This is a genomic window from Candidatus Nitrospira bockiana (assembly GCF_965152565.1).
In genome coordinates this window covers 787110-810948 of record NZ_OZ224215.1, presented here as the reverse complement: position 1 = coordinate 810948, position 23839 = coordinate 787110, and the positions used below count along the sequence as shown (strand labels likewise).

At 66.3% G+C, this 23839-nt stretch carries 28 protein-coding genes; 14 read left to right on the top strand and 14 right to left on the bottom strand.

The features are described 5' to 3' along the window. Nucleotides 1-10: 10 nt before the first annotated feature. The 4 genes from ACWHYV_RS04195 to ACWHYV_RS04180 all read right to left on the bottom strand — a co-directional run bounded on the left by ACWHYV_RS04195 (nucleotide 11) and on the right by ACWHYV_RS04180 (nucleotide 5603). Nucleotides 11-1417, bottom strand: coding sequence for a sigma-54-dependent transcriptional regulator (locus tag ACWHYV_RS04195; protein ID WP_447979404.1), 1407 nt, complete (start codon nucleotides 1415-1417; stop codon nucleotides 11-13). Beyond that, nucleotides 1393-3420, bottom strand: a complete 2028-nt coding sequence (locus ACWHYV_RS04190) for a sensor histidine kinase (protein ID WP_447979403.1) — start codon at nucleotides 3418-3420, stop codon at nucleotides 1393-1395. Before ACWHYV_RS04190 ends, ACWHYV_RS04195 begins: the two co-directional genes overlap by 25 nt. 75 nt (nucleotides 3421-3495) lie before the next feature. Beyond that, complete coding sequence (locus ACWHYV_RS04185) at nucleotides 3496-4923, bottom strand: HAMP domain-containing sensor histidine kinase (RefSeq protein ID WP_447979402.1); 1428 nt, start codon at nucleotides 4921-4923, stop codon at nucleotides 3496-3498. After that, on the bottom strand, nucleotides 4920-5603 hold the full coding sequence (locus ACWHYV_RS04180; RefSeq protein ID WP_447979401.1) for a response regulator: 684 nt from the start codon (nucleotides 5601-5603) through the stop codon (nucleotides 4920-4922). Before ACWHYV_RS04180 ends, ACWHYV_RS04185 begins: the two co-directional genes overlap by 4 nt. Nucleotides 5604-5781: 178 nt before the next feature. Here ACWHYV_RS04180 and ACWHYV_RS04175 point away from each other — a divergent pair, with 178 nt between their 5' ends. Beyond that, nucleotides 5782-6891, top strand: coding sequence for a glycosyltransferase (locus ACWHYV_RS04175; protein WP_447979400.1), 1110 nt, complete (start codon nucleotides 5782-5784; stop codon nucleotides 6889-6891). A 62-nt stretch (nucleotides 6892-6953) separates the two neighbouring features. On the opposite strand, the gene ACWHYV_RS04170 is transcribed toward ACWHYV_RS04175, so the two are convergent. From ACWHYV_RS04170 to ACWHYV_RS04155, 4 genes are all read right to left on the bottom strand, one after another. Next, nucleotides 6954-8879 (bottom strand): cytochrome ubiquinol oxidase subunit I, encoded by a 1926-nt coding sequence (locus ACWHYV_RS04170; RefSeq protein WP_447979399.1) that lies wholly within the window; start codon nucleotides 8877-8879, stop codon nucleotides 6954-6956. Nucleotides 8880-8901: 22 nt separating this feature from the next. Beyond that, nucleotides 8902-9078: a hypothetical protein gene (locus ACWHYV_RS04165; protein WP_447979398.1), complete on the bottom strand. Its 177-nt coding sequence runs from the start codon at nucleotides 9076-9078 to the stop codon at nucleotides 8902-8904. 300 nt (nucleotides 9079-9378) lie between these two features. Beyond that, the gene (locus ACWHYV_RS04160; RefSeq protein WP_447979397.1) at nucleotides 9379-9993 is read right to left on the bottom strand and encodes a hypothetical protein; all 615 of its coding nucleotides are present in this window, start codon (nucleotides 9991-9993) and stop codon (nucleotides 9379-9381) included. Nucleotides 9994-10055: 62 nt separating this feature from the next. Continuing rightward, nucleotides 10056-11603, bottom strand: coding sequence for an ATP-dependent DNA ligase (locus ACWHYV_RS04155; protein WP_447979396.1), 1548 nt, complete (start codon nucleotides 11601-11603; stop codon nucleotides 10056-10058). A 108-nt stretch (nucleotides 11604-11711) separates the two neighbouring features. Between ACWHYV_RS04155 and ACWHYV_RS04150 the strand changes: the two genes are divergently transcribed. Continuing rightward, nucleotides 11712-12719 carry a S1C family serine protease gene (locus ACWHYV_RS04150; protein WP_447979395.1) on the top strand — a complete coding sequence of 336 codons (1008 nt, stop codon included), beginning with the start codon at nucleotides 11712-11714 and terminating at the stop codon, nucleotides 12717-12719. 64 nt (nucleotides 12720-12783) lie between these two features. On the opposite strand, the gene ACWHYV_RS04145 is transcribed toward ACWHYV_RS04150, so the two are convergent. After that, nucleotides 12784-12942 carry a hypothetical protein gene (locus ACWHYV_RS04145; protein WP_447979394.1) on the bottom strand — a complete coding sequence of 53 codons (159 nt, stop codon included), beginning with the start codon at nucleotides 12940-12942 and terminating at the stop codon, nucleotides 12784-12786. Between the two features lie 348 nt (nucleotides 12943-13290). On the opposite strand from ACWHYV_RS04145, the gene ACWHYV_RS04140 reads away from it, so the two are divergent. Beyond that, entirely contained in the window at nucleotides 13291-13422 is a 132-nt protein-coding gene (locus tag ACWHYV_RS04140; RefSeq protein ID WP_447979393.1) for a hypothetical protein, read from the top strand. A gap of 67 nt (nucleotides 13423-13489) precedes the next feature. Further along, nucleotides 13490-14191, top strand: coding sequence for a lytic transglycosylase domain-containing protein (locus ACWHYV_RS04135; protein WP_447979392.1), 702 nt, complete (start codon nucleotides 13490-13492; stop codon nucleotides 14189-14191). Nucleotides 14192-14257: 66 nt separating this feature from the next. Here the strand turns inward: ACWHYV_RS04135 and ACWHYV_RS04130 are convergent, their stop codons facing one another. Continuing rightward, the gene (locus ACWHYV_RS04130) at nucleotides 14258-14719 is read right to left on the bottom strand and encodes an NUDIX domain-containing protein (RefSeq protein ID WP_447979391.1); all 462 of its coding nucleotides are present in this window, start codon (nucleotides 14717-14719) and stop codon (nucleotides 14258-14260) included. Nucleotides 14720-14930: 211 nt separating this feature from the next. Between ACWHYV_RS04130 and ACWHYV_RS04125 the strand changes: the two genes are divergently transcribed. Both ACWHYV_RS04125 and ACWHYV_RS04120 read left to right on the top strand, forming a co-directional pair. After that, nucleotides 14931-15368: a hypothetical protein gene (locus ACWHYV_RS04125; RefSeq protein WP_447979390.1), complete on the top strand. Its 438-nt coding sequence runs from the start codon at nucleotides 14931-14933 to the stop codon at nucleotides 15366-15368. A 10-nt stretch (nucleotides 15369-15378) separates the two neighbouring features. After that, on the top strand, nucleotides 15379-15840 hold the full coding sequence (locus tag ACWHYV_RS04120; protein ID WP_447979389.1) for a c-type cytochrome: 462 nt from the start codon (nucleotides 15379-15381) through the stop codon (nucleotides 15838-15840). Nucleotides 15841-15848: 8 nt separating this feature from the next. On the opposite strand, the gene msrA is transcribed toward ACWHYV_RS04120, so the two are convergent. Next, nucleotides 15849-16421, bottom strand: a complete 573-nt coding sequence (msrA, locus tag ACWHYV_RS04115) for a peptide-methionine (S)-S-oxide reductase MsrA (RefSeq protein ID WP_447979388.1) — start codon at nucleotides 16419-16421, stop codon at nucleotides 15849-15851. Nucleotides 16422-16658: 237 nt separating this feature from the next. Here msrA and ACWHYV_RS04110 point away from each other — a divergent pair, with 237 nt between their 5' ends. Then, a complete protein-coding gene (locus ACWHYV_RS04110) occupies nucleotides 16659-17534 on the top strand; it encodes a universal stress protein (RefSeq protein ID WP_447979387.1) in 876 nt (291 codons plus the stop codon). Nucleotides 17535-17551: 17 nt separating this feature from the next. On the opposite strand, the gene ACWHYV_RS04105 is transcribed toward ACWHYV_RS04110, so the two are convergent. Then, nucleotides 17552-18145, bottom strand: a complete 594-nt coding sequence (locus ACWHYV_RS04105; RefSeq protein ID WP_447979386.1) for a ferritin-like domain-containing protein — start codon at nucleotides 18143-18145, stop codon at nucleotides 17552-17554. Nucleotides 18146-18214: 69 nt separating this feature from the next. Here ACWHYV_RS04105 and ACWHYV_RS04100 point away from each other — a divergent pair, with 69 nt between their 5' ends. Both ACWHYV_RS04100 and ACWHYV_RS04095 read left to right on the top strand, forming a co-directional pair. After that, the gene (locus ACWHYV_RS04100) at nucleotides 18215-18523 is read left to right on the top strand and encodes a PilZ domain-containing protein (RefSeq protein WP_447979385.1); all 309 of its coding nucleotides are present in this window, start codon (nucleotides 18215-18217) and stop codon (nucleotides 18521-18523) included. Between the two features lie 2 nt (nucleotides 18524-18525). Next, nucleotides 18526-18864, top strand: a complete 339-nt coding sequence (locus ACWHYV_RS04095) for a PilZ domain-containing protein (RefSeq protein ID WP_447979384.1) — start codon at nucleotides 18526-18528, stop codon at nucleotides 18862-18864. A gap of 12 nt (nucleotides 18865-18876) precedes the next feature. Here the strand turns inward: ACWHYV_RS04095 and ACWHYV_RS04090 are convergent, their stop codons facing one another. Continuing rightward, nucleotides 18877-19101 carry a hypothetical protein gene (locus ACWHYV_RS04090; protein WP_447979383.1) on the bottom strand — a complete coding sequence of 75 codons (225 nt, stop codon included), beginning with the start codon at nucleotides 19099-19101 and terminating at the stop codon, nucleotides 18877-18879. 219 nt (nucleotides 19102-19320) lie between these two features. Here ACWHYV_RS04090 and ACWHYV_RS04085 point away from each other — a divergent pair, with 219 nt between their 5' ends. From ACWHYV_RS04085 to ACWHYV_RS04065, 5 genes are all read left to right on the top strand, one after another. Further along, on the top strand, nucleotides 19321-20766 hold the full coding sequence (locus ACWHYV_RS04085; RefSeq protein WP_447979382.1) for a sensor histidine kinase: 1446 nt from the start codon (nucleotides 19321-19323) through the stop codon (nucleotides 20764-20766). Next, nucleotides 20759-21427: a response regulator gene (locus ACWHYV_RS04080; RefSeq protein ID WP_447979381.1), complete on the top strand. Its 669-nt coding sequence runs from the start codon at nucleotides 20759-20761 to the stop codon at nucleotides 21425-21427. Before ACWHYV_RS04085 ends, ACWHYV_RS04080 begins: the two co-directional genes overlap by 8 nt. Before the next feature lie 219 nt (nucleotides 21428-21646). Beyond that, complete coding sequence (locus tag ACWHYV_RS04075; RefSeq protein WP_447979380.1) at nucleotides 21647-22123, top strand: DsrE family protein; 477 nt, start codon at nucleotides 21647-21649, stop codon at nucleotides 22121-22123. A gap of 9 nt (nucleotides 22124-22132) precedes the next feature. Continuing rightward, complete coding sequence (locus tag ACWHYV_RS04070; protein WP_447979379.1) at nucleotides 22133-22669, top strand: TlpA family protein disulfide reductase; 537 nt, start codon at nucleotides 22133-22135, stop codon at nucleotides 22667-22669. A 45-nt stretch (nucleotides 22670-22714) separates the two neighbouring features. Continuing rightward, entirely contained in the window at nucleotides 22715-23470 is a 756-nt protein-coding gene (locus ACWHYV_RS04065; RefSeq protein WP_447979378.1) for a cytochrome c biogenesis CcdA family protein, read from the top strand. On the opposite strand, the gene ACWHYV_RS04060 is transcribed toward ACWHYV_RS04065, so the two are convergent. Continuing rightward, a complete protein-coding gene (locus tag ACWHYV_RS04060; RefSeq protein WP_447979377.1) occupies nucleotides 23431-23823 on the bottom strand; it encodes a nucleotide pyrophosphohydrolase in 393 nt (130 codons plus the stop codon). The two genes, ACWHYV_RS04065 and ACWHYV_RS04060, sit on opposite strands and share 40 nt — an antisense overlap. Between the last annotated feature and the right edge of the window lie 16 nt (nucleotides 23824-23839).

The following is a 23839-nucleotide window of genomic DNA, read 5'->3' as shown; positions in this document are numbered from 1 at the left end:
GGAGGAAGGCTCAGTACTTGGGGCGAAGACCGTGCTTTTTCACCAGACGCTCGATCGTCTTGCGATCGACGCCGGCTTCTTTGGCGGCACGGCTCATCCGGCCTTCGTGGCGTTTGAGGAGGTCGAGGAGAAAATCCCGCTCGAACGACCGCAGCATTTCCTGTTTGGCATGTTTGAAGCGCAGCCCGCCCGGGAGGTCCGGCGCAGACCCGACCGGGTCGGTTCGGAGCACGGCGAACCGCTCCGGGAGGTGCGGGACCCGAATGACGGGCTCGTCGGCGAGCGCCGCCGCGTGCTCGACCACGTTCTGCAACTCCCGCACGTTGCCCGGCCAGTCGTAGCGCAGGAGGAGATCGAGCGCCTCGGAGTCGAAGCGTAAGGCTCCCCGTTCGGCCTCGTCCCCATTGGGCGTATGACGGGCGAGAAACTCCTCGGCGAGAACGGGAATGTCCCCCTTCCGCTCTCTGAGGGGCGGGAGTGTGATCTGGATGACGTTCAAGCGATAATACAGATCGTGGCGGAAGCTTCCCTCCCGAGCCGCCTGCTCGAGATCCCGATTCGAGGCGGCGACGACCCGCACGTCGATATCGAGAAAGCGCGTCCCGCCGACGCGCCGGACCTGCCGTTCTTGGAGGACGCGCAGCAGGCGCGCTTGGAGCACCTCGCTCATCGCGCCGACTTCGTCCAGGAAGAGCGTGCCCCCGTCGGCGAGCTCGAAGAGGCCCGGTTTGGCGGCATGGGCGCCGGTAAAGGCGCCGCGCTCGTGCCCGAACAGCTCGGACTCGAGCAGGGTATCGGGCAGCGACGCACAATCGACGGGGATGAACGGGCGACCGGCTCGCTTGCTGGAGTGATGGAGCGCGCGGGCGACCAATTCTTTTCCCGTTCCGCTTTCCCCATGGATCAGCACCGTCGCCGCCGTCGGGGCGACCCGGCGGATCAACTCCCCGACCTGCTTCATCGGCGCGCTGTCCCCGATGATCCGCACGCCGTCCATGACCACGGAGGGGGCCGGCGCGCGCTCCGGCTCCGTGCCGATCGCCGGTCGGCCGGTCTCGAACGCACGGCGGGCGACCTCTTCCAACTGGGCGCTCGAGAACGGCTTGGTCAGATAATCGAAGGCCCCCTGCCGCATCGAGGTGACGGCGGTTTCCACGGTCGCGTACGCGGTCAGCAAGACCACGTGCACCTCTGGATCGAGCTCCTTCGCGGCATTGAGGATGCCGATGCCGTCGAGGCCCGGCATCCGGAGATCGGTCAAGACCAGTCCGGGCCGCTCGCGCTCGAGGAGATCGAGCGCACGGAGCGGATCGCGTTCGGTCACGCAGTGGTAGCGAAGGCGCGTCAAGATGCGCCGGCAGTTCTCCAGCGCCTCCGGCTCGTCGTCGACGATCAGGACCTTGCCGTGGACTCCCATCCCGACTCCTGCTCCTGTGTCGCCCCTCCCAGGGCGGGCAACGACACCGTCAGAATCGCTCCCGGCCCGCCGTTTGCGGCTTCGAGCCGCCCGCGGTGCTCGGCGACGATCGCATAGCTCAGAAACAGCCCCAAGCCGTTGCCCTGTCCCGCCGGTTTCGTCGTGAAGAACGGATCGAAGATCCGGCCGAGCATCGCCGCGGGGATCCCCGGCCCGTTGTCCAGGACGCGTACGGTGACCCATTCCCCCTCCGCGGTCGGAGCGCGCCCGGATTCGACGCGGATCCGCCCCTCCCCGCCCAGGGACTGCACGGCATCGATGGCGTTGTTGATCAGATTGAGCACGACCGTCTCCAATCGTACTCGATCCCCCATGACCGGCGGTAGGGCCGGATCGAGGACGGATTCGATCGTGAGACCCCGCGCCGACACCCGCTCCCCGGCCACCGTGAGCGTGCTCCGGATGAGACAGTTGAGGTCGATCGGTTTGAGCGTCGTCGCCGCCCCCCGCGAAAGGCTCAGCATGCTCTGGGTCACGCGGGAGATGCGCTCCGCCTGAGCCCGGATCGCCGCGAGATCCCGGGCGACGTCTTGAGGCAGCGGCCAGTCGGTCGCTTCCGCCTCCATGCACTCGATGCGGTTGACGATGATCCCGAGCGGATTGTTGATCTCGTGCGCGACTCCGCTGGCCACCTTTCCGAGCGCCGCCAGCCGTTCCGACAATTCCAGCTTCCGCATCTGGCTGGCGACTTCGGCCGTCTTCTCCTCCACCCGTCTCGCAAGCTCCTGGTTCAACGCTTCCAGCTCGGCGCGCGACTGCTGGAGATTGGCCGCCATCCGGTCGATCGCGCCGGCGAGCTCTTCGAATTCATCGCCGGTCTTCACCGCCAACGGCCCGCGATAGTCACCCCGCCGGATCGACTCGACGCCCTTGTGCAGGACCTGAATCGGGTGGGCGATACGGGCACCCACGTATCGGGCCATGGCCGCCAGCACCGTGACCATGAGGAGACCGATGAGCCCGAACTTGCGGAACTGCTCCCAGATGGGGGCATAGCTCTCCGACGGATGCTGGCGCACGAAGATGTGCCATCCGTTCTCGGGCGTCCCCAGCCCGCTGACGGGCGCGAAGCCGACGACCGTCTCATGCGCGCCGTGGCCGTCGTCCTCGGCGACGATCCATCCCGGCTCATCGGACACGATATGGCGCATGAGGGTCTCGGGAATCCGATGCGCTTGGCGGGGCAGGATCGGGCAGACGACGGGCTGCCCCGCCGCGTTGAACAACATCGCATGGCCCGTTTGGCCGATCCGGACCTGGTTGACGAGCGCGAACAGGGCGTCGAGCCGATACGACGCCTTGATGGCCCCGATCACGCGGTGTTGATGCTCGTCGAGGATCGGCACCGCGATGTCGATCGTCTCGTCCGGGGAGCGGAAGCTGCCTTTGCGGGCCGCAATGACGTCGCTGATGTACACGGTCTGAGCGGGATCGTCGTGCAGCCGCTGCCACCAGGGCTCGCGCCCGACCACGTACTGGTCGGGCGGCGAGCTGGCGGCCACCACGGCGCCGTGCGCGTCGGTGATCAGGAGGCCGACGACCTTGTCGCCTTCGTTGACGGTGTGCTCGAGCAGGAAGCGGGACAGCTCGGGGTTGAGGAGCGCGTCGGCCTCTCGGCCTTGCTCCCATTCACGCGCCCGCCGCTCGATCAACGCGGCTACCGCGGACTCCGAGTCGGGATAGGCGGCGTTGGCCATGGACACCGGCAGCCGAACGCGGAGGGGGGCCGACGCGAGGAGGCGCAGGTTCTGGACCTCCCCATGGACCAACAGGCTCACGCGCTCGGCGACCTGTTCGGCGATGGCCTGGAAGTTCCCGCCGATGACGTGACCGAGGTCCCGCATCCCGGCCATCGACGCCAGGACGAGCCCGATCACGAGCGGCACACAGCCCACCAGGACGATGGCGAGCACCATCCTGGCCTTGATGCTTCGGATGCGCAATCCACTCCCCTCGATCGACGCTCATTCTAGCGTAGCCGCCCGGAAGAGACCAAGCGACTGAGCGGCATCTCCGGATCAGCAGACGGGCAGCGCGGGGAGCAGGAGCGTGAAGGTCGTCCCCTTCCCCACCTTGCTCTCCACGGTAATGGTGCCCCCGTGCACCTCCGCGATCTCTTTGACGATCGGAAGCCCGAGGCCCGTGCCGCCCGAATCCCTCGCACGCGCCGCATCGGTCCGATAAAAGCGCTCGAACAAGTGCGGCAGGTGGTGGGGCTCGATGCCGGGGCCGGTATCCTGCACCGCGACGGCGATCCGCGGCCCGTCCGGGTGCAGCCGCACGGTGACCGTTCCTCCGGCCTCGGTATAGCGCAGGGCGTTGTCGAGCAGGTTGATGAGGAGCTGCTTCAGCCAGGACGGATCCCCCTGGACGAGCGGAACCGGGCGAGCGTCCAAGATCAACGCGATGTGCCGATCATCGGCCAGCACCGTCAATTCGGCGAGCAGGTCGCGCACGAGCGGCTCGAGCGCGAGCGGGGCCAAGCGTACCGGGGGCCGGTCGCCTGCAAACCGGGTCAAGGTCAGCAATTCACGGGTCAACGTCACCAGCCGTTCGACCTGCTCGAGATTGGTCAACAGCGCCTCACGGTACTCCTCGATCGTACGCGCCTTGTGAAGGGTGACTTCGAGGTTCGCCTGCAGAACCGTCAACGGCGTCTGCATCTCGTGCGCGGCATGATCGACGAAGCGGCGGTGACTGTCCGACGACTTCCGCAGCCGTCCGAGCATGGCGTTGAAGGCCGAGACGAACTGCTGGAATTCCTCATACGGGGCGTCCGGCGCGGACGGAAGGGCCCGATCGGTCCCCGAAATCCTCTCCACGGTGGCGCTCAACGCTTTCAACGGCGTGGTCAACTTGTCGGCCAGCCACCGGCTGCTGGCCCAGGCCATCGCCCCCGTGCCGGCCGTCACGATGACCAGCAGGACGAGCAGCCCCGTCAGGGTCTTCTGAGAGAATTGCAGAGACGCCTCGGCCTGCAGGATGTATCGGATCTCGCCCGACCGGGGCACCGGGATCGAGACGCGCCGGATGGGCGACTGGCCGGAAAGCGACAGCGTCTCGAAGACCGCGTCGCCGTTCTGCAGCCGCTCGAGCGCGTCCGCGGTCATGGGCGGGCGCGGCACGGCCTCCGAGCCCTGCCAGATGAGCCGGCCGTCCGGCGCGAGCAGGTGAACCGAATGGGACGCCTCGCGCAGGTCGTGCCGCTCGTCGTCGCTTCGCGACCCCCGCAACCTCGGCAGGAGATCGTCGTCCGACCGGGGCAGCAGCTCCGGCCGTTGCTCGATGAAGCTCGCCAGCGTATCCGCCAGCGCCCAGAGCCGGCTGTCCACGTATTGATAAAGGAGGGTCTCAAGACCCCAGTAGATGAGCACGCTGGAGACGGTCACGAGCGTGATCACCAGCCCGAGCATCGACCGGCGGAGGACGCCGCGAAACGACTTCATGAGCGGTTCTCGGGCTCTTCCAGCATGTAGCCGGCGCCGCGCACGGTCGTGATCAACGGCGGCGAGAAGTCGCGGTCGATCTTCAGCCGCAGCGCCCGAATGTGCGCATCGACGATGTTCGTCATGGGATCGTAGTTGAGATCCCAGACGTGCTGGATGATGGCCGTGCGGGTCAGCACGCGGTTCTTGTTGCGCAGCAGGAACTCCAGGAGCAGATACTCCTTGTTGGTGAGCGCGATCTCCTTTCCGGCCCGCCAGACGCGCCGCGACGCCGGGTCCACGTCGAGGTCCGCCACCTTCAGCCGCGTGAGGTGCTGGGGCCCTCCGCGGCGCAGCAAGGCCCGCACCCGGGCCAACAGCTCGACGAACGCGAAGGGCTTCGTCAGGTAGTCGTCGGCCCCCGCATCCAGGCCCTCGACCTTGTCCTCCGTGGCGTCCCGTGCCGTGAGGAGGAGGATCGGGGTGGCGTTCCCGGCGACTCGGAGACGACGGCAGAGCGTGAGGCCGTCGATCTTGGGGAGCATGATGTCCACGATCAGCAACTCGTACGGGTTCGCGAGCGCGAACTGAAGACCGGTTTCGCCGTCGTCGGCGAGGTCCACGGCGTACCGTTCTTCCTTGAGGCCCTTGCGGATGAACTGGCCCAGGTTGCAATCGTCTTCCACCACCAGGATCCTCATCGTCGCTCCTCATTCAGTTGGCTCCTACCATACACCGAAGGCCCGCCGGATATCTGCCTCCGACCGTCCGCTCGGCATTCGACGGCGCCTGCCCAAGACACCCGGGCGACGGGATGATGAAGAGAATTTCATGTTTCGTTCGCCGATGGTTCATCTTCCTTGGCTACGACATCCGGGCATGAGGATCGCTCAGATCGCCCCACCGTGGGAGCGCGTCTCCGCGTCGAGCTCCAGCGCGCTGCACCGGATGATCTTTGACCTGACCGATGCGCTGACCGGGCTCGGCCATGACGTCACCGTGTTCGACGCGGCCTGGCTCCCGTCCTCTTCGCGCCGGGGAGACGGCAAACCCCACCCCTCGGGGATCAAGAACCCCTCGCTCAAGCGCAACCTTCCGCTGGTCATGCTGTGGGAGCAGGTCGTGAAGGTCCCCGGGCGATTCGACGTCATTCATTCCCATGCCGGCTTCTTCCTGTTTCCGATGCTCCAGCGCAGCCCGGTTCCTGCCATCGCCACGGTGTGCGATCGCTTGTCGATCATGGAGATCGCCGCCGTGTTCGATCTGTACGAGGAGTTGCCGCTCGTGGCGGTCTCGGACCGGCAGCCAGCCGCACTTCCCTGGCTCAATTGGATGGGCACGATCCCGTACGGGCTTGGGGCTGACACGTACAGACTCGGCCTTCTTCCCTCTCGGTCGCTGGTCGTGGCCGGGCGGGGAGATGCACGCTCGCTCCTCTCGGCGGTCGAGGTCGGAACGGAGCTCGGCTTCCATGTCGATGTCCTGGAGCCGGAACCCGCCGGCGCCCGGCAGGACGATCCGGACCACGAGCCGCGGCATCTCGGCACGCTTGCCTCCCGACTCCCCGCGACTCTCGTTGAGCGTCGGCATGCCTTGAGCCGGGCGGCGGCGCTTATCGCCTGCCCTGATTCATCCTCTGCGCTCAACGACGATGTCCTGGAAGCGTTGGCTTGCGGCACTCCCGTCGTGGTGTATGGACGTGTGGAGGCGCTGGACTTGATCGAACAGGGTGTCACCGGCGTGGTCTGTGACACCCGGGCCAAGCTTGAGGAGGCGCTTCGAGGCGTCCCGTCGCTGTCGAGAGCCGCCTGCCGCGCCTGGTTCGAAGCCCATGCCACGGCGAGCGTCGCCGCTGCTTCGTACCACGCGCTCTATGACCAGCTCGTCCGGACGCGTGCAGCCCGGTCCTCAGCCGGGCGCGGGACCCGGCGGTCCTCCAAAGGGACCGCCGGCATGGCGCGCAGGTTTCCGCACGGCCGGCCGCACTGATCCCCGCCCGACCACACTCCCGGCGCCCGACCCGGCACGCGGGTCGTTGGACGGCTCGCCGCTCATCGCGGGGCGGGTTGGGGCACCACGCCCGGGATCGGCACCCGCTCCTCCTGCTTGGCCGTCTTGGCCCCGAGCGAGGCCAGCCAGAAGACGAACAGGATGCTGATCCAGAAGAACAGGACGTTGAACGAGATCATGTTCGCGGCGAAGCCCGTCGTATGCGTATAGGCCCACGGCGAGCTGTCGCGCATGATCTCGTTGACGTGCCAGAAGAGCCGGACCGAGGATCGGATGTAGCCCATCAGGGCCATCATCCAGGTGAACTCCGTCGCGAGCATGATCAGCGCGTACTGGGAGCGCAGGGACATCCGTCCCCATTCGACCGGGCCCGCTTGCCTGGCGCCCTTCAACATGGCGAGGTTCAACGGGGTCATCAGCAGCAGGCACGAGAGCGTGGTCGCGACCTGCGGGACCGACAGTCCGACCCGAACGTTCGCCGGGATGTAGTACCCGTAGATCGCGAGCCAGATGATGTTGACGGCCCCGAAGACAAAGAAGCAGCCCATGAAGATGTTGCCGAACTTGGTCCACGAAACCGTCGGGATCCGGTTGCCCCGCTGGTACCAGATGAAGCTCAACACCGTCGAGACGATCAGGATGTTCACGCCGCCGTTCTTGGCGGACATGACCCCGTAATTGCCGAGCACCGGGTGCTGCTGGCCGCCCATCGCCTTCAGCTCCGCGGGCGTCATGACCATCGTGTGCGGGGTGATGAACACGAGGAAGCTCATGACCATGACGAAGACGACGTACTTGATGTAGCGCTGGTACTTCTCGGCGCCGCGCATCCGATCGAGGCACTGCCAGAGGTAGTAGCTCGACGTGAGGAACAGGGCCCCGATCATCGTCGCCTGGATGATGAAGAGCCAGGCGAGGAGGCCGCCCATGAGCGTGATCCCCATCTGCTGCCGGTAGGCATAGACCTCGCGCATGAGCCAATAGCCGGCGAACGGCAGCGGGATCAGGAAGAGCACCGCGATGAACATCGCGACATAGCCCATCCAGTCGTAGTGGGCCCGTTCCTCGTCGGTCTTCGCCGAGACGAACCGGTACGCCGCGTAAGCGGCGACGACGCTGCCGCCGAACGCCATGTTCCCGAGGATGCGATGCAGGTTGATCGGGTTCCAGAGCGCGGTGTGGATCGCGTGCCAGATATTGCCCAGGTAGCGCCCCTGGTCGTCCACCCCCGCCGGCGACATCATGAACCCGATCCAGGAGTTGGCGAGGAACATCAGCACGGTGCCGATGACGTTCAGCACGACGGACATGCTCAGGTGGATCCACTTGAGCAGCCCTTCCTTCATCCGATCCCACCCGTAGTAATAGATGTAGAGCGTGCCGCTCTCGGCGACGAACAGGAGGGCGTAGATGTGCATCACCGGCCGGAAGATGCTCGCCAGATACCCGAAGAACGTCGGATAGAGCGCGAGGAACGAGAACAACAGGATCCCGCCGAGGATCGCGGTCAACGAGTAGGCCGTGAGGCTGATCTTGATGAAGTCGTAGGCGAGCCGGTCGTACCGCTTCGCCGCGACCGGATCCTTCGTCACCATCCCCATGAACTCGATGATCATGCAGAAGATCGGGACGGCCAGAACGAAGCTCGCGTAGTAGAGATGCTGCTGGTTGGCGAACCAGATCAGCACCCGGCTCTCGAAGTTGTAGCGCGGGTAGTCCTTGGTGCTGTCCGAGGTCTTCGGTGCCGGCGGGCCGGACACCACGCCCTCGGACTTGTAGTAGACGTCCCGCGATTTCTCGACCGCAGGCGCCCCCTCGGCCGCGGTCCCGGCCGGGGCCTCACCTTCGGGTTGCGCCCATGCCGGCTCGACCGGGAACATGAACGAAGCGGGGACCGCCATCGTCCCCAGCATGTACAGGCCGACGACAAGGGCCACCCATCGGATGCGACGATTCCAGGTCATCATGGTTTGCTCCTTTTCGACGCGGCTACCTTCCCCACAAATCCTTCGCGGTGAAGATCGGAGCCCGACGAGACGGCGGCGCCTCCTCGAGGTCCGGCGTCACCGGAGGTGAAGACATGACCAGGTTGCCGAGCGCGAGCAGGACGACGCCCGCGATCGCAACGATGAGACTCCATTGATCCAGGTCGAACGGCCCGATCATCCGCGCTCCTGATCCCTTCGTCCTGTGTGAGACGTCTTGCATGGCTTGTACCGGTCCCCGATGTCCAGGAAGCTCGTGAAAAGACGATACAAACGGGAGCGATCGGCGGGGGGAGACAGGGTGACTGCGAAAGATCGTGGAATACGGCCGTGACAGGTCACGACAGACCGCGACCGAACACGGCCACGCGGGCGCGGGAAGTTAGTCGGTAGCGTGGTGGAGGCGGACGTTCAGGGGCGCCGGATCGAGCGCTTGGGTTGATTTACCCTGCTCGTCCGTCCGACGGGCGGGGGCGGAAGGTCAGGGCTTGGTGGTCACCACGGTGGGGGCGGCAGTGGGCAGGCCGGCGTGTTCGAGATCTTTGACCGATTGGTCCAACGCCTTCAGGCGATCGCGGAGCTCCACCTGCTCCGCCTTCAATGAACGGAGAAACGTCTCTTCCAGCACCTGGATGAGCTGCTGGAGACGGGCGCGGTCCTTCTGCACCGCGTCCAGGCGCGTCCGGAGCTCTGCAACGGCCTGCCGCGAGACCTCGGCCTGCTGCTGGAGGTCCTTGATGCCCGCTTGGGCCGCACCGAGCGTGACGACCTGATGCTTGAGGTCGTCGAGGGCCTTCTGTTGCCGTTCGTCCTGCGCCTGAAGCTCTTTGAGCTTGGCGTGCAGGCCCGCCAGGCTGCTCATCTGATTCTTCAGATCGGCCAGCGCCTGCTGCGTCTGCTCCTGCAGGGCTTTCTTCTTGGCTTCCAACTGATCGGCCGCGAGGTCGACCCGCTCGTTCAAGTGCGCCCGGGTGGCCGCGAGCTCCTTGTACACGTCCTCGCGCAGGTTGACGACGTCGCCATGGGTCGCGCAGCCCGAGTAGAGCCCGACCGCCAAGAGCAGCACCGAGACCGCGGAGCCCGTCTCCTTCCTCATGCCCACCTCCTTCGCCGAGCGGCAGCGACGGCGACGGAGCATAGCGGGAAGCCTGTAGGGAGTCAAACGGTTTCCGGGCCGGCCTGCCGGGCGTAGAGGGCACGGACGGTCTCGATCGTATCGGCGTGGTCGGCCGTCTTGTCCGGTCGATACCGGATCACCCGCGCGAAGCGGAGCGCCAGCCCGCCCGGGTAGTGGGGGCTCGCCTGCAGGTCGTTGAACTCGATTTCGACGACCAGCTCGGGCTTCACGTGGACGGTGATCCCCTCGCGGGCGATCTCGAGCGCCAGGAGTCTCTTCGTTTGCCATTCCAACAGCGCGTCGGTCATGCCCTTGAAGGTCTTGCCGAGCATGACGAAGCCGCCGCGCTCCGGGTCTCGAGCGCCGAGATGCAGATTGCTCAGCCAACCCTGCCGGCGGCCGTGTCCCCATTCGGCCGCGAGCACGACGAGGTCGAGCGTGTGGGCCCGCTTGATCTTGAGCCAGGCGCTGCCTCGACGGCCGGCTTCGTACGGGGCATCGAGCGCCTTCGCCATCAGCCCTTCATGGCCGCGGCTCAACGCCGCCTGCAGGAAGTCCTCGGCCGCCGTCGGGCTGGCGGTGACGACCCTCGGCGTCCGATGAACGGCGGGGACCGCGTCGTCGAGGACGGCGAGTCGCTGTTCCGAAGGGCGGTCGATCAGATCCTCCCCGTCCCGGTGAAGACAATCGAACAGAAACGGCGTGAGCGGCAACTGCGCCCGCATCGCGGCCACGTCGAGCTTACGGCCGAAGCGGCGCATCGTCACTTGAAACGGATGGGGCAGGCCGTCGGACCGAAACGCCAAGGCCTCGCCGTCGAGAATGAGGGCGTGGGCGGGCAGTTCCTGGATCACCTCGACGAGGTCGGGGACCGACGCCGTCACGTCGTTCAACGTCCGGCTGAAGACGCGAACCTCGCGGCCGACCTTGTGGACCTGGATGCGGGCTCCATCCATCTTGTATTCGAACCCGGCCCGCTGGAGCTGGGCGAGGGCCTCGGTCACGTCCTCCGCCGGCGTCGCCAACATCGGATGGACCGGCTGGAGCGGGGTGAGCCGGAATCGACCGAGTCCGACGCGGCCGTCGGTCAACGCCGCGCGGGCCACCCGGGCCACGTCCCCGGCCAACATGAGCGCCCGGCGGATCTCGGAAGCCGGCAGCTCGGAGGCCCGCGCGACGGCATCCACCATGATGCCTTCGAGCGCCCCTTGCCGCAGCTCTCCGACGGCCAGACGGAGAAGGAAACCCTGCTCCTCCGTCGTGGCCCGGGCGAACAGAGCCTGGAGCCGCGCGCGGCGCCGCGCCGTCGAGCCCGGCCCGGTGGCCCCTTGGATCTCCCCGAAGGCGCGGTCGACCTCGCCGAGCGTGAGCGACGGGGCCTCCGCATGCGCGTGACGAGCCGAATCGAGCAGTGCCGGCCCAATTCCAATGTTGCCTTGGCGCAACCGTCCGGTGAGATAGCTCACGCCGATCTCGACCTCCTCGGGCGGCAGCCGTCGCAGACAGGCGGCGAGCGCTGCGATCTTTTCCAGCCGGCTCGCGGTCTCGGCGACCGCCCGGCTGGTACGGACGAGGTCGGCAAGCACCATGTCACTCCATGTGAGCACTCATCGGTTGCCCGTGTGCGCGGTCGACTGGTGACGAGCACCCGACTCTGCTAGAGTGCGCGGAGCACTCCTGATGAGAGAGGGTTCTTCATGATGCCATCCTTCTGTTCGATTATGCTGTCGGCGGCGGCGTTTGTCAGCCTCCTTGGGCTCCCTGCCATCGGCGCCGAGCCGCCCACCCCCCGCTTCGCGCCGGGCATCGACAAGGCGAAACGGGCCACGGTCGGGATCTTGGACCCGGCGACCCCGGCCGAGGCGACCCCGGCCCACTTCACGCCGATCGGGTCGGGGTTCCATATCGGGGACGGCTATATCGTCACCGCCCGGCACGTCGTCGACCGTGACGAGAGCGGACGACCGATGAGCCCCAAAGACGTGCGCGTGCTCACGACCGAGCTCGATGAGCTGCCCGCCTCGCTCGTCGGCGTCAACGCCTTTCTCGACATCGCCGTCTATCGCATCCGCCCCGACGTCGGGACTCTGCCGCCGGCGGTCCGCCTCACGGAGCAGGAGCCGGAGGCCGGGGAGGAGCTGTTCACCGTCGGCTATCCGCTCGGCTGGGGACCGGCCGTGGCCTTCGGCCGATTGGGGAACCCGAACACCTTCGTGCCCACGGTGGACACACGGCTGTTTCAGGTGGATCTCTCGGCGTGCAGCGGGAACTCCGGGGCGGGCCTCTTCAATGCGAACGGCGACGTGATCGGGGTCGTGCATGCCATCATCCAGACCGAAACGACCCAGGGCGAGCGGCGCTGCAGCCGGTTCGCGTTCTCGGTGCCGGGCCAGCTGGTGCAGCGCGTCGTCGCCGCGCTGATCGAAGGCCGACAGCCCGGCTTTTCGCGCTTGGGGGTTCAGCTCACCGCCGTCAAGAGCGGCACGCGGTGGCGGGTGGCGGTATCCGAGTCGATGGGGCCGGCCTACGACGGCGGGATTCGTAAGGGCGACATCCTGCTGTCGATCGATGAGACGACCATCACCGACGGCGTGCAACTGAAGAACTATTTGATCGAGCGGACATCACCCGGCCAAACGGTCGCGGTCAAGGTGTTGCGCGGGCAACAGGAGCAGGTTTTGAAGATCAGGCTGGGCGCATCGTAGCCCTACTCCGAGAGGACCATCCGCATCGGCCGGGCCGGTGAGTGTTGACTCACCGGCCCGGCCGTCAGGCGGCGTGCTTCAGACCGGGGCGTGATCCATTGCGGCGCCAGGCTCCGGGCGAGATCCGCCGCCCGCAGTTCACGCACTTCCACTCGTAGGCATCGACATCGGATGAGGCATCATACTCTTCGACCATGAATCCACCACACTTGGTACACGTCATCTCACCCTCCTCATTCTTTTCACAGATCAGGGCTTTCGCAACACCGCTCGCGCCAGAGGGTTCCCCGGCGGTCTCAGGCCGGTGGGCCGCATTTCAATCCACCGACCTGAGCCCAGTCGGCTCGCAGGGGCCGGCGCGGCCTCATTGAAGTAAGCCCGTTTTGGGGTGAATCAAGAGGGGCCGGCCCGGTCTTCACCCCTTGTCCACGTCGATCGCGGCATTATCCTGTGGAGAGGGGATATAGGGGTATGGGGTAGTAGGGATAGGGGGTAGTAGAGATAAAGGGATAGGTGATAAGGGATAGAGAGACAGGGGATAGGGAGAGATGGGAAATGGTGGAGGTGGACGATGGAATTCCTGATCGATACGACCATGGCCTTTCTTGTCGGCGTGACCGGGCTCATCCTCGGTGCCCACGCGCTGACCAAGAGGTGGAGAAAGAAGGGCGCCGGGGTGGGCGAGCAGCGCGAAGCCGCGTGAGGATCACCCGGTTTGAAAACCGACTAGGGGTATCTTATGATGAGCCGCGTAGGGACGGTGCTCCATCATGAGAACTCCAGCCCGGCGGCGTTGGACGCACGTTCGCCTCGTCGTGTTTGGGGCCTTCCTGGCCGTAGCGGCCGGCCTGGCCTGGTCCGCGTGGACGCCTGACATCGCCTTTCCACGCGTGCCGATGTCCGCGAACCTGGGCGAGCCGGCGCTGAACACCTGGTCCGGATGCCTTCGTGAAGCCGCCGGCGACGCCCGCGTAGACCCGGCCCTGTTGGAGGCGATCGTGCAGGTCGAATCGGGGGAGCATCCCTTTGCGTTCGGCTGGTTCGATCAACACGGCACGCGCCATTTTTTCAAGGCGCCGAGCTACAGCCGTGCCGTCGCGCAGTTCGAAGCCTTGGAGCAGCGGCACCTGCATTTCGACGTCGGCTTGGCGCAGGTCAACAGCCGGAACCTCAAGACGCTCGAACGCCGGCTCGGTATCCCGCCCGATCGGGCGCTGGATCCGTGTACGAACCTTCGGCTGGCCGGCATCATCTTGGGCGAGCAGATCAGGGTGCACGGCCGGACGTGGCGGGCGGTCGCCGGATACAACGGCGCGCTGAGCTACGTCCCCAAGGTCCATCGCGCGTACTGTCGCGACCTGCCCGGCTCCGCTCCTTGCCGTCGACGCCTGGGGCTGTCCGAGCTCTTGTGCGAACCGCTGCCGCTTGCAGAGACGCAGCGCTACTATCGGGTGTTCTCTCGCCGGCTCTGAGCCGCCGCCCTTCGCGTCTCCGCATCATGCAGCCCGTACCGCTCCCTTCCGCCCTCGATCCATCGATCATGACGAAAGCTTCTGCTCCAGCTCGAGCAAAAAAGGAAGCTGGCCCTTCACGATCCGCTGCTTCGCTTCTTCGACGCCGAACCAAGCGGCGCGGTCCGCCTCTGGAAACTCCTGGTGACGGCCGGACTTGGGCGGCCATTCCAGCGTGAACGTATTGCTCTTGATCGCCTCGGGGTCGGCCTCGCCTTCGCACGCCCACACGCTGACCACCTTGCCCCCCGGCTGCTTGACCGGCGTGAGCGCCATCCCGGCTTCCGGAGCCGTCAGGCCGGTTTCCTCCCTGAACTCCCGCCGCGCCGCCTCCAACGGATCCTCTCCGGGCTCGGGCTCCCCCTTCGGGATCGACCAGGCGCCGAGGTCTTTGTCCTTCCAGAACGGGCCGCCCGGATGGATCAAAAAGACCTCGAGGCGCCCGCCACGGCGGCGGTAGATCAAGAGCCCGGCGCTCTGCTTGCCCATGCCGCTGCGTCCCCTTGTCTCATCAGTGTTGTCTAAGATGCTCGTGAATCTCTTCAGTTCACATGTCTTCACGTTTCTCATTGTAGCTCAGGATGGTGCACGACGAGAGCTGCCCGCTCGATTGACACGCTCTCATCGCCGTGATACGAGGACCAGCAGCGTGGTCCACCGTCGATGAAGCCATGATGAAGTCGTCCTGTTCGGTGGCGCCATGGACTCAATGGACGAAGAACAGGCAGCCGCCGCACGACGCCGGGCCCTGGTGTCCCTTGCCCTGATCATCGGCGCCATGCTGCTGATCCCGGCCTTCCTCTACTCGCTGGCCCCGGAGGAGCCGTTGAAGGAGGGCGTCACCGTGTTTGCGAACGGCCGCCACCGAGCCTATCTCCTCGACCCCGAGGCCTATCGCGCATTGGGATACACGGGCTATTGCGTCCTGGAGCCGCACGATCCGCTGATCGTCGTGAAGCCGGCCGGCGAGGCGGCCGGGGCCTCCATGGTGGCGCGCATCGAAGGCAAGACCAAGGCTGAGTTCCCCTTCTGCCCGCCGGCCGCTCGGGTCCTCGTCAAGCCACACCAGGTGATCCAGAAGGAAGGCCTCTGGAGCGACCTGAAAGAGCGCCTGCGCGGGTTTTTCAGCCGATCCTAAAGGAGCTCCCATGGTCTCCGGACCGAACGACGTGAGGAGAAGCCCGGCGAGCGCGGCGCTGCTCGGGCTCATCGTGCTCGCGTGGTGTGCGGAAATCGGGACGGCGCCCGCGGCAGGCCCAAGCGGGTCGGCTCCGCCCGGCGATCCGGAGGCCGGCCGGGCGGTGTTCAACGGCAGCGGGATCTGCTATTACTGTCACGGCCGAGATGGAGATCCCGCCCTGCGTCCGGACCTGAGCCCCCAAACGGCCGACATCATCGCCCATCTCAATCCGCCGCCGCCGGACTTGCGCCGCACCGGGCAGCTCCGCCTCAAGAACGACGCGCAGCGCTTCCGGATCATCCGGGAAGGACACCTCGGCACGGGCATGCTCCCCGATCCCAGTTTGAGCGATCGGGAGATCCGAGACCTGCTCGCGTATTTGGCTGAGCTTCGGAAGGAAGGACCGGAGGCCGGCACACCCGCGCGATGACCGTTCCGTCATGCAGACGGCGACGATTTCACTTTCTCCCGGAACACGCTCCGGAACTTCGCCACCTTGGGGGCGACCACGTACTGGCAGTAGGGCTGTGAAGGATTGCGGGCGAAATACTCCTGGTGGTAGTCCTCGGCCTTGTAGAAGCGGGAGGCGGGCACGACCTGCGTCACGATCGGCCGCTCGAAGACCTTGTCCTTGGTCAAGGCGGCGATCAGCTCGTTCGCAACCGCCTGTTGCTCGGGGGTGTGGCAGAAGATCGCCGAGCGGTACTGCGTTCCCACGTCGTTGCCCTGCCGGTTCACGGTGGTGGGGTCGTGAATGGCAAAAAAGACCTCCAGCAGCTCGCGGTAGGACGTCTCTTGAGGATCGAACGTGAGCTGCACGACCTCCGCATGGCCCGTCGCGCCGGTGCAGACGGCTTCATAGGAGGGATCGTCGACGTGCCCGCCCATGTACCCCGATTCGACGCGGTGCACACCCTTCATCTGAGCGTAGACGGCCTCCAGACACCAGAAGCATCCGCCCGCCAGCGTCGCGACTTCGTGTCCCGGCTTGGCTCCTTCCGACTCTCGCATCGCTCCTCCCCTTGCGTTCCTGTGTCTGCGCCGAGTCTTTGCTTATAACACTCGAGGCGTCCTCATGGCGAGGGGATGAGCGGACCGGGTTTCGATTGACGATCGGCCGGTCACCTCGACCGCCTCGGCCGCTGAGCGGATAGGAAAAATACCGACGCGCGAATAGGCGTTTCCATACTCCTTTTTGCCTGCGAAGTCGCGTATCCTCGTTCGAGGTGCGTCTGAAAAGGAGGCAGCATGTCTGGTGAGCGCCCGGCCCCCGTCGACCAACCGGTCTCCGTCGGCTTTCGGCATCTGCGTATTTTTCACCCCACCGATCTCTCCTGCGAAAGCGACCTGGCATTCGCCCATGCGTTGAAATTGGCCGTGGTGACGGGCGGCGAGCTCCACATCATGCACGTCGACCCGGAGATGCCCGAAACCGACTGGAGCGATCTGCCCGGTGTTCGAGCCACGTTGGCGCGATGGGGGGCGCTCCCGGAGGGAAGCAGCCGGGAGGACGTGGCCAAGCTCGGGCTGCGGGTCGAAAAGATCCTCGGCTATGCCGAAGATCCCGAGCGATCGGTGGTCCGCTATCTGGAACGCCACCGGCCTGACCTGATGGTCTTGGCGACCCACGCCCACGAGGGATGGGACCACTGGTTCTCGAAATCGCTGGCGCAATCCTGGGCGCGCACGCTCCGGATCCCGACGCTGTTCGTCCCGACAGGGGCCGCCGGCTTTGTCGATCCGGCCACCGGACGGGTCGCACTCCGGCATGTCCTCATCCCCGTCCACCAAACTCCTCCGCCTCAGCCCGCCATCGAGGCGGCCGCGGCCCTCGCCGCCTCCCTTTCGATCCCGATTGCGCGTTGGACGCTCCTGCACGTCGGAAGCGGGACGGAGTGGCCATCGTTCCGCACGGTCGATCAACCGGGATGGACCTGGAACCGGATGACCCGATCCGGGGACGTGACGGAGGAAATCGTCGCGCAGTGCCGGGAGGGGGTCGATGCGGTCGTCATGGCGACCGAGTGGCGACAGGGTCTGTTGGACGCCTTGCTCGGCTCCACGACCGAGCGCGTCCTCCATCTTGCGCGGCTGCCGCTCCTGGCCATCCCTTCTCAAGAATAGGCCGGCCGCAGCCTTGCTCACGATGCGCTCTCCCCTCCCCGCGGCGGCAACAGCCCGATCGCCGCGAATCGACCGGCGATCAAGGAGAGAATCGTCCGGTGCAGCTCGGCCTTGAACGGAGCCAGCGCCGGGTCGGCCAGATAGCGGCCGAGCGTGATCGGCAACCGCCGCCACCACCCGGCCGCAAACGTCCGGGCACAGACCGCGGGCGCCTCCCCGCTGGCGAGCAGTTCCAGGATCTGGCGCTCGAAAAAGCGCACGTGTGTCCGTTCGTCCTCCAGGATCGATCCGAGGTCGGGGCGGACACCGGCCAGGAGCCCGGCGAATTCGAGTCCCAACGCCTCATAGCCGTACAGGTAGACCGCAAGCGCACACCACTGCGTCGGGACGCGAGGCAGCGCCGTCTTGTCCCGGGGGGTGACGCCCAACAGCCGGGCAAACAGCGCCAGATGCCGCTGCTCGTCCGCTTCATGCCGGCGCAGAAAGTTCAGCACGCCTCGGGGCACATCCTGCTCCTGAGCCGAGCGCACGGCCCACAGGGCCATCGCCTCGGCCCGCAGGAAGCGTTCCAGCAGGGCCCGTTCGCAGTCGGCCGGTAAGGTCAGTGACATGAGCTCCCACCGCTTGGACCGCCGCCTCTCCCTACAAAACGGGACGGATCGGCTATAGTGGTTATCAGCATGAGCGGGGAACGCCAAGACCGGCTGCCGGTGGACTTACCCATCTCCTTTGTCGGTGACGCACGCGGGAACGGCGTCGTGCGGAACCTTTCGACGAGCGGCTGCAAGATCGACAGCTCCGTGACGGTCACCGAAGAGATGCTCCTGGTCCTCCGGCTGGCCGTGCCCGGCGAGGGTTCCCCGGTGGTCGTGGACGTCGCCGCGGTCCGGTGGGTCGTCCCGCCGTGCTTCGGCGTGCAGTTCGTCTCGATGCACCCGGCCGAGCAGGAACGACTGGATCGCTATCTCGACACGTTGACCCCGGCCTAACGATGGAGCTGCGCCGATACCCCAGACTGCTGGTCCATTTCCGCATCTTTCTGTTGTCGCCCGATGCCCCTGAAGACAGCGGCCTGGTGCTGAACCTCTCCCTCGGCGGCTGCCGGATTCGAACGGCCCGGCCCGTGCTGCGCGGCGTCCATGTGGTCCTCAGGCTGGAGGTTCCCGAAGAAGAGCCGATCCGAATCGAGCGGGCCGTGGTGCGCTGGTCGAAAGGACAGGAATTCGGGGTGCAGTTCTACACGATCACGTCACGGCAGCAACACCGTCTCAAGCAACTCGTCCACGCGCTGGAGCACGTCTCGGCCGCCGAGGCCGCGCCCGGCCGTTGAGCGGCCATCCGTCTACCGTCGACTCGGCCGCCGCAGCCACCCGCAGACCGCCGACCCGATCGCCAGTCCACCCACGAACGCACAGGACAAGAGGAGCCACGCCGCCTGTCGGGCGCGGGCCCGGGCGATCCGTTCCGGCACCCGCTGTCCCGGCCCCAACCCCACGGCGCCTTCGGCGCCGATCCATTCGTCGGCCTCTTCACCCGGCCATCCCTCCTGCGTCCGCGGTGTTCCCATCGTCTTCCTTTCCATGGTCCTGTCGAGGTCGGTCGAGCCTGACCCGTGGAGCCTAGCAAAAGGCAGTAGGAGCGTCAAACGGTGGTGTGATCGGCGCTCGACCGGATCACACCCGCTCCAGGGGAGGCGGAGCGCGGAAGGCGAACGTGACGGCGATGGCGCCGCCGGGTTGTTTTGCGGAGACGGTCGGCGTACGCTGTCGCAAGAGCCGGGGGCCTCATGTTCCGTGTCTCGCCGCCACCGCTTCAGCTCGTCCTCCTTGCCGGCGCCCTGTTCACGGCGATCACCAGCCTCGTCTTGCCTGCGTGGCTGCCCGGCTGGCGGTGGCATCACGAACCCTTGCACGCGGCGATGGAAGCCTTGGGCGGCCTCTGCGCGATCGTCATGGGCATCGTGCTCTTCCGGCCGCGCGACGATCAAGCGGACCGCTGGACCCGGCCGCTCGCGTTGGGGTTCGTCGGGATGGGTGTGCTGGAGGAGTTCCACGCCGTCTCCACACCGGGCAATGCCTTCATTCTGCTCCGCAGTCTTGCCAGCCTCTGGGGAAGCATCGGGTTCGTGCTGGTCTGGCGCTCCACGCCGGAGACCGGCGTCCTCAGGCGACCGTGGCTCCCGGTCCTTGCCGGTGCCGGCGCCGTCACGATCGGGTGGGCCGTCGTCGCATGGCGCACCCGGCTGCCGGAGATGATGCTGAACGGGGAGTTCGCCCCGGTCGCCGTCGCTCCGACGAGCCTCGCCGCCATGCTGTTCTTCGCCGCCGCCGTCTGGTTCCTGCGAGAGCATCGACGGACAGGCAGCCCCGAATCCTATTTGTTTTGCTGTCTCGCCCTGCTGTTCGGGCTGGCGGAGGTCATGTTCACCTATTCCTTGCTGTGGGACGCCCGATGGTGGTTCTGGCACCTGTTGCGTTTGATGGCCTACACGCTGGTCCTCGGCTATATGGTCAGCGGCTATCGACACATGGTCAGGGACCTGCAAGCCTCCTTGGCCCAAACCCGCCGAGCGGAGGAAGCGGCGCGGTCGAGCGAACAGCACCTTCGCGACGCGCTCGAAGCACGCGAGCGGCTGGCCCAGGACCTCCATGACGGCATCATCCAGTCGTTGTTTGCGCTCGGGCTCAGCCTGGAGCGCTGTCAGCGTCTGGCTCCCAAGGACCCCGATATCGTGGCCGCCCAGCTCGGGCAGGCGGCGGTGGAATTGAAACGCGTCATTCGCGATCTCCGGGGATACCTGGCGGGCGCCGACCCCATCACCGTCGACGGGCGGGAGCTGGAAGCGGCGCTCGTGCTGCAGGCGAGGATGATGGCCTCGTCGCACGATCTTCAGGTGGCGCTCCATGTCGATCCTCGGGCGGCGGCGTCGACCTCCCCGGAGCAGGCGACCCATCTCTTGTTTGTGGCGCGCGAGGCCTTGAGCAATTGCCTGCGCCACGCGCAGGCGCACCGAGCCGCGCTCACGCTCGAGGTGGTCGATCACCAGCTCCGCCTCGTGGTCGAGGACGACGGCCTGGGGTTCGAGCCGGCCGCCCACACGGAGGGCGGATCGGGATTGAAGAACATGGCCGCGCGTGCGGTGAAGGTCGGCGGGCGTCTGGACGTGACGTCCGCGATCGGCGGGGGCACCCGCGTGGCCCTCACGTTTCCAATGGAGGGCGTGCATGCGTAAAGGCCGTCCCGGCGACATCCGGCTGCTGCTCGTCGATGATCATGAGGTCGTCCGCATGGGCCTTCGCACGCTGTTCAGCGAGGCGGGCGGGTTCGAGATCGTCGGCGAGGCGGGGACGAGGGCCGAGGCGCTGGCCCAGGCGGCCCGCTTGAAACCCGACGTGATCCTCATGGATGTGCGGCTGCCCGACGGGAACGGGGTGGAGGCATGCCGACTGATACGAGCGGAGCGCCCCGAGACGCGCGTGCTCTTCCTGACATCGTACGCGGACGATCAGGCCGTCCTGGCGACGATCCTCGCCGGGGCCCAGGGCTTCTTGTTGAAAGACGTCGGCGGGGACGAGTTGCTCAAAGCCCTGCGAAGCGTCGCCGCCGGCCAACTCGTCCTGGATCCCGCCACCGCCCAGCGCGTCCTCGCCGGCGTCCACGCCGTGGCCGATGGGACTCACGAGATCAAGGGTGAGGCGCTCTCTCCCCAGGAACGGCGGGTGCTGGCGCTCGTCGCCGAAGGCAAGACCAACAAGGAGATCGCCGCCGCCCTCTCGCTCAGCGACAAGACCGTCGGGAACTATCTGAGCCACGTCTTCCAGAAGCTCAACATCACCCGCCGCGCCCAAGCCGCCGCTTACTTCACTCGTCATTTTCCATCCCAGACGCCCTGAACTGTTCCTGTTTCTTTCCTCTCCCCTTATCACCTACCCCATACCTCCTACCCCATACCCCCCATATCCCTATCCCCAGAGGCATTTGCCCCTATCCAATAGGGGAATAATCGGGCGCTTCCTCGGGAGTCCTCCTCTGCCAGCCGTTTGCGCCGGCTCGTACACTGTCGGCAGCGATGGCGATCGTCATCGCACCCACGGTCAACCAAGGAGGCTCCCATGTCCCCATCATCACGCCGCTCCCTGCTCAACGTCCTGCTGTCGGCTCTTCTGTCGTTCGCAGCCGTCCTCGCCGTTCCCCTGCTGGTGCACGCCGAGCAATCCGCCGGCACGGGCAAGATGAAAGTCGTCTATCACGTGGACGGGAAGGATCCCGACGTGGCCAAGTATGCCCTGGCATTGATCCACAAACACATCGAAGCGGAAGGCGGCCCGCAGCACATCGACGTGAAGCTCGTCATTCACGGACCGGCGCTGCCTCTCTTCGACAAGGAGACCATCGATCCCGAGCTGAAAAAGAAATTGGACCTGATTCTCGAAGACGGCGCCCACGCCGAGATGTGCCAGGTGTCGATGAAGATCTTCGGGAAGCCGCTGGAGTCGCTCGTGCCCGGCTTGGAAGCGACCCTGCATCCCGTCGCCGTGAAGCGGATCGCCGATTTGCAAGCACAGGGCTACGTCTACATCAAGCCATAGGGGGAAGTGATGGAACGGGTCCACCGCGCCATTCATTCGCGACGACCGCGAGGTCTCGCCGGGCTGTGCATCCTGACCGTCCTACTGAGCCTGCTGGCCGCGACAGCGCCGGCCACGGCGCGGGAGGTGATGGCTCCGGCATTCCAGACCGTCACGCTGTCGGGCGAGGCGTGGAGCACGAACGGGCTGGACGGGCATCCGGCGCTCCTGATCTTTTGGGCGCCGTGGTGCAAGGTGTGCCAGCGTGAGCTCCCGGCCGTCCGGGAGTTCTACGAGCATGAGAAGCCTTCGTCGCTCCGGGTGCTGGCCGTCGGGTTCGCCGATACGCGCGCCAGCGTCGAGGAATTCGTGACGAGCCGGGGGGCGGTCTTTGCCTTCCCGACCGCCTATGATGACGGCAATCGGATTGCCCGGGAGTACCGCATCAACGCCACGCCGACCTATGTCCTGATCGACGGCCAAGGCCGGGTGGCGCTCATCCATCGCGGAGCCGGTCTGCTCCAAAACGTCCAGTTCCGTGAATTTCTCTCGCTGTTGAACCAGTGACGGGAGGGGGCGGCCGCCGCCCCCCTCGTCCAGCGTAAGGCCGTGATGACCGAGATCCTCCCTCCGACGTCGCTGATGGCCGCATTTCTCGCGGGGGTCTTGTCGTTCGTCTCCCCGTGTGTGTTGCCGCTCGTGCCTTCGTACGTCATGTACCTCACGGGCTTGTCGTTCGGCCAGCTCACGGGCCACGGAGAACGCGGCGAGCTCAGGAGCGTGATCCTCATCAACGCCCTGCTCTTCGTCGCCGGATTTTCCCTGGTCTTCATCGCACTCGGCGCTTCAGCCACCCTTCTCGGCCGGCTCCTGACCGACCATCAAGACCGCGTCCGTCAGGTCGGCGGGGTCGTGGTGGCGATCTTCGGACTCTCCCTGCTCGGCCTCGTCAGGCCGGCCTTCCTGACGCGCGAAAAGCGGGTGCATTTCGGCACACGACCGGCCGGGCTGGCGGGATCGATGATGGTCGGGGCGGCCTTCGCCGCGGGATGGACGCCGTGTGTCGGACCGGTGCTGGGGACGATCCTGGTCTATGCGGGAAGCGCCGACACGCTCATCGACGGCGTGACGCTCCTGACGTTTTACTCGCTCGGCCTCGGCTTCCCATTCGTCCTGGTCTCGCTGGGCTTGGATCGCTTCCTGGTCGTGGCGCGTCGGTGGCTCCCCTATCTGGGGGTCGTCTCTCGGGTGAGCGGGGCGGTGCTGGTCCTGCTCGGCCTCGTGCTCTACGCCGACGGGCTCGCCGCGCTCACCGCCCTTTTCTCGCGCTACGGCATCGGCTCCGATCTCGGCTTCGCCGGTGACTGACGGGAGCCGTCCGGCCTGTCGGCCCTTCCGCGCGACTGCTCGATCGGGTAGTTCCGCCGATTCACGGCCATCTTGGTGCGGATCGCCTCGGAGAGATCGATCCCGGTGCGGTCGCAGAACAGCAACAGCGCGATGGCGACGTCCGCGACTTCCGCGGAGACGCGTCGTCGGCGACCCTCGTCCCGCGTGAGGTCGTCGGCCGCGGCCGTCGCCACCCATCGGTATTCCGCCAGCAGCTCCCCCGCTTCCGACGCGATCGCCATGGCGAGATTCTTCGGGTCGTGAAACTGTTGCCAGTCGCGCTCGGCGACGAAGTGCCGGATTTCTTGCATGATGGCGGCGAGCTCATCCATGGGTTCCTCGGACTCT

Coding starts and splice junctions, on each gene's coding strand:
- ACWHYV_RS04195 (WP_447979404.1), bottom strand. CDS start 1,417: ATGGGAGTCCACGGCAAGGTCCTGATCGTCGACGACGAGCCGGAGGCG.
- ACWHYV_RS04185 (WP_447979402.1), bottom strand. CDS start 4,923: ATGAAGTCGTTTCGCGGCGTCCTCCGCCGGTCGATGCTCGGGCTGGTG.
- ACWHYV_RS04180 (WP_447979401.1), bottom strand. CDS start 5,603: ATGAGGATCCTGGTGGTGGAAGACGATTGCAACCTGGGCCAGTTCATC.
- ACWHYV_RS04175 (WP_447979400.1), top strand. CDS start 5,782: ATGAGGATCGCTCAGATCGCCCCACCGTGGGAGCGCGTCTCCGCGTCG.
- ACWHYV_RS04170 (WP_447979399.1), bottom strand. CDS start 8,879: ATGATGACCTGGAATCGTCGCATCCGATGGGTGGCCCTTGTCGTCGGC.
- ACWHYV_RS04165 (WP_447979398.1), bottom strand. CDS start 9,078: ATGATCGGGCCGTTCGACCTGGATCAATGGAGTCTCATCGTTGCGATC.
- ACWHYV_RS04160 (WP_447979397.1), bottom strand. CDS start 9,993: ATGAGGAAGGAGACGGGCTCCGCGGTCTCGGTGCTGCTCTTGGCGGTC.
- ACWHYV_RS04155 (WP_447979396.1), bottom strand. CDS start 11,603: ATGGTGCTTGCCGACCTCGTCCGTACCAGCCGGGCGGTCGCCGAGACC.
- ACWHYV_RS04150 (WP_447979395.1), top strand. CDS start 11,712: ATGATGCCATCCTTCTGTTCGATTATGCTGTCGGCGGCGGCGTTTGTC.
- ACWHYV_RS04145 (WP_447979394.1), bottom strand. CDS start 12,942: ATGACGTGTACCAAGTGTGGTGGATTCATGGTCGAAGAGTATGATGCC.
- ACWHYV_RS04140 (WP_447979393.1), top strand. CDS start 13,291: ATGGAATTCCTGATCGATACGACCATGGCCTTTCTTGTCGGCGTGACC.
- ACWHYV_RS04135 (WP_447979392.1), top strand. CDS start 13,490: ATGAGAACTCCAGCCCGGCGGCGTTGGACGCACGTTCGCCTCGTCGTG.
- ACWHYV_RS04130 (WP_447979391.1), bottom strand. CDS start 14,719: ATGGGCAAGCAGAGCGCCGGGCTCTTGATCTACCGCCGCCGTGGCGGG.
- ACWHYV_RS04125 (WP_447979390.1), top strand. CDS start 14,931: ATGGACTCAATGGACGAAGAACAGGCAGCCGCCGCACGACGCCGGGCC.
- ACWHYV_RS04120 (WP_447979389.1), top strand. CDS start 15,379: ATGGTCTCCGGACCGAACGACGTGAGGAGAAGCCCGGCGAGCGCGGCG.
- msrA (WP_447979388.1), bottom strand. CDS start 16,421: ATGCGAGAGTCGGAAGGAGCCAAGCCGGGACACGAAGTCGCGACGCTG.
- ACWHYV_RS04110 (WP_447979387.1), top strand. CDS start 16,659: ATGTCTGGTGAGCGCCCGGCCCCCGTCGACCAACCGGTCTCCGTCGGC.
- ACWHYV_RS04105 (WP_447979386.1), bottom strand. CDS start 18,145: ATGTCACTGACCTTACCGGCCGACTGCGAACGGGCCCTGCTGGAACGC.
- ACWHYV_RS04100 (WP_447979385.1), top strand. CDS start 18,215: ATGAGCGGGGAACGCCAAGACCGGCTGCCGGTGGACTTACCCATCTCC.
- ACWHYV_RS04095 (WP_447979384.1), top strand. CDS start 18,526: ATGGAGCTGCGCCGATACCCCAGACTGCTGGTCCATTTCCGCATCTTT.
- ACWHYV_RS04090 (WP_447979383.1), bottom strand. CDS start 19,101: ATGGGAACACCGCGGACGCAGGAGGGATGGCCGGGTGAAGAGGCCGAC.
- ACWHYV_RS04085 (WP_447979382.1), top strand. CDS start 19,321: ATGTTCCGTGTCTCGCCGCCACCGCTTCAGCTCGTCCTCCTTGCCGGC.
- ACWHYV_RS04080 (WP_447979381.1), top strand. CDS start 20,759: ATGCGTAAAGGCCGTCCCGGCGACATCCGGCTGCTGCTCGTCGATGAT.
- ACWHYV_RS04075 (WP_447979380.1), top strand. CDS start 21,647: ATGTCCCCATCATCACGCCGCTCCCTGCTCAACGTCCTGCTGTCGGCT.
- ACWHYV_RS04070 (WP_447979379.1), top strand. CDS start 22,133: ATGGAACGGGTCCACCGCGCCATTCATTCGCGACGACCGCGAGGTCTC.
- ACWHYV_RS04065 (WP_447979378.1), top strand. CDS start 22,715: ATGACCGAGATCCTCCCTCCGACGTCGCTGATGGCCGCATTTCTCGCG.
- ACWHYV_RS04060 (WP_447979377.1), bottom strand. CDS start 23,823: ATGGATGAGCTCGCCGCCATCATGCAAGAAATCCGGCACTTCGTCGCC.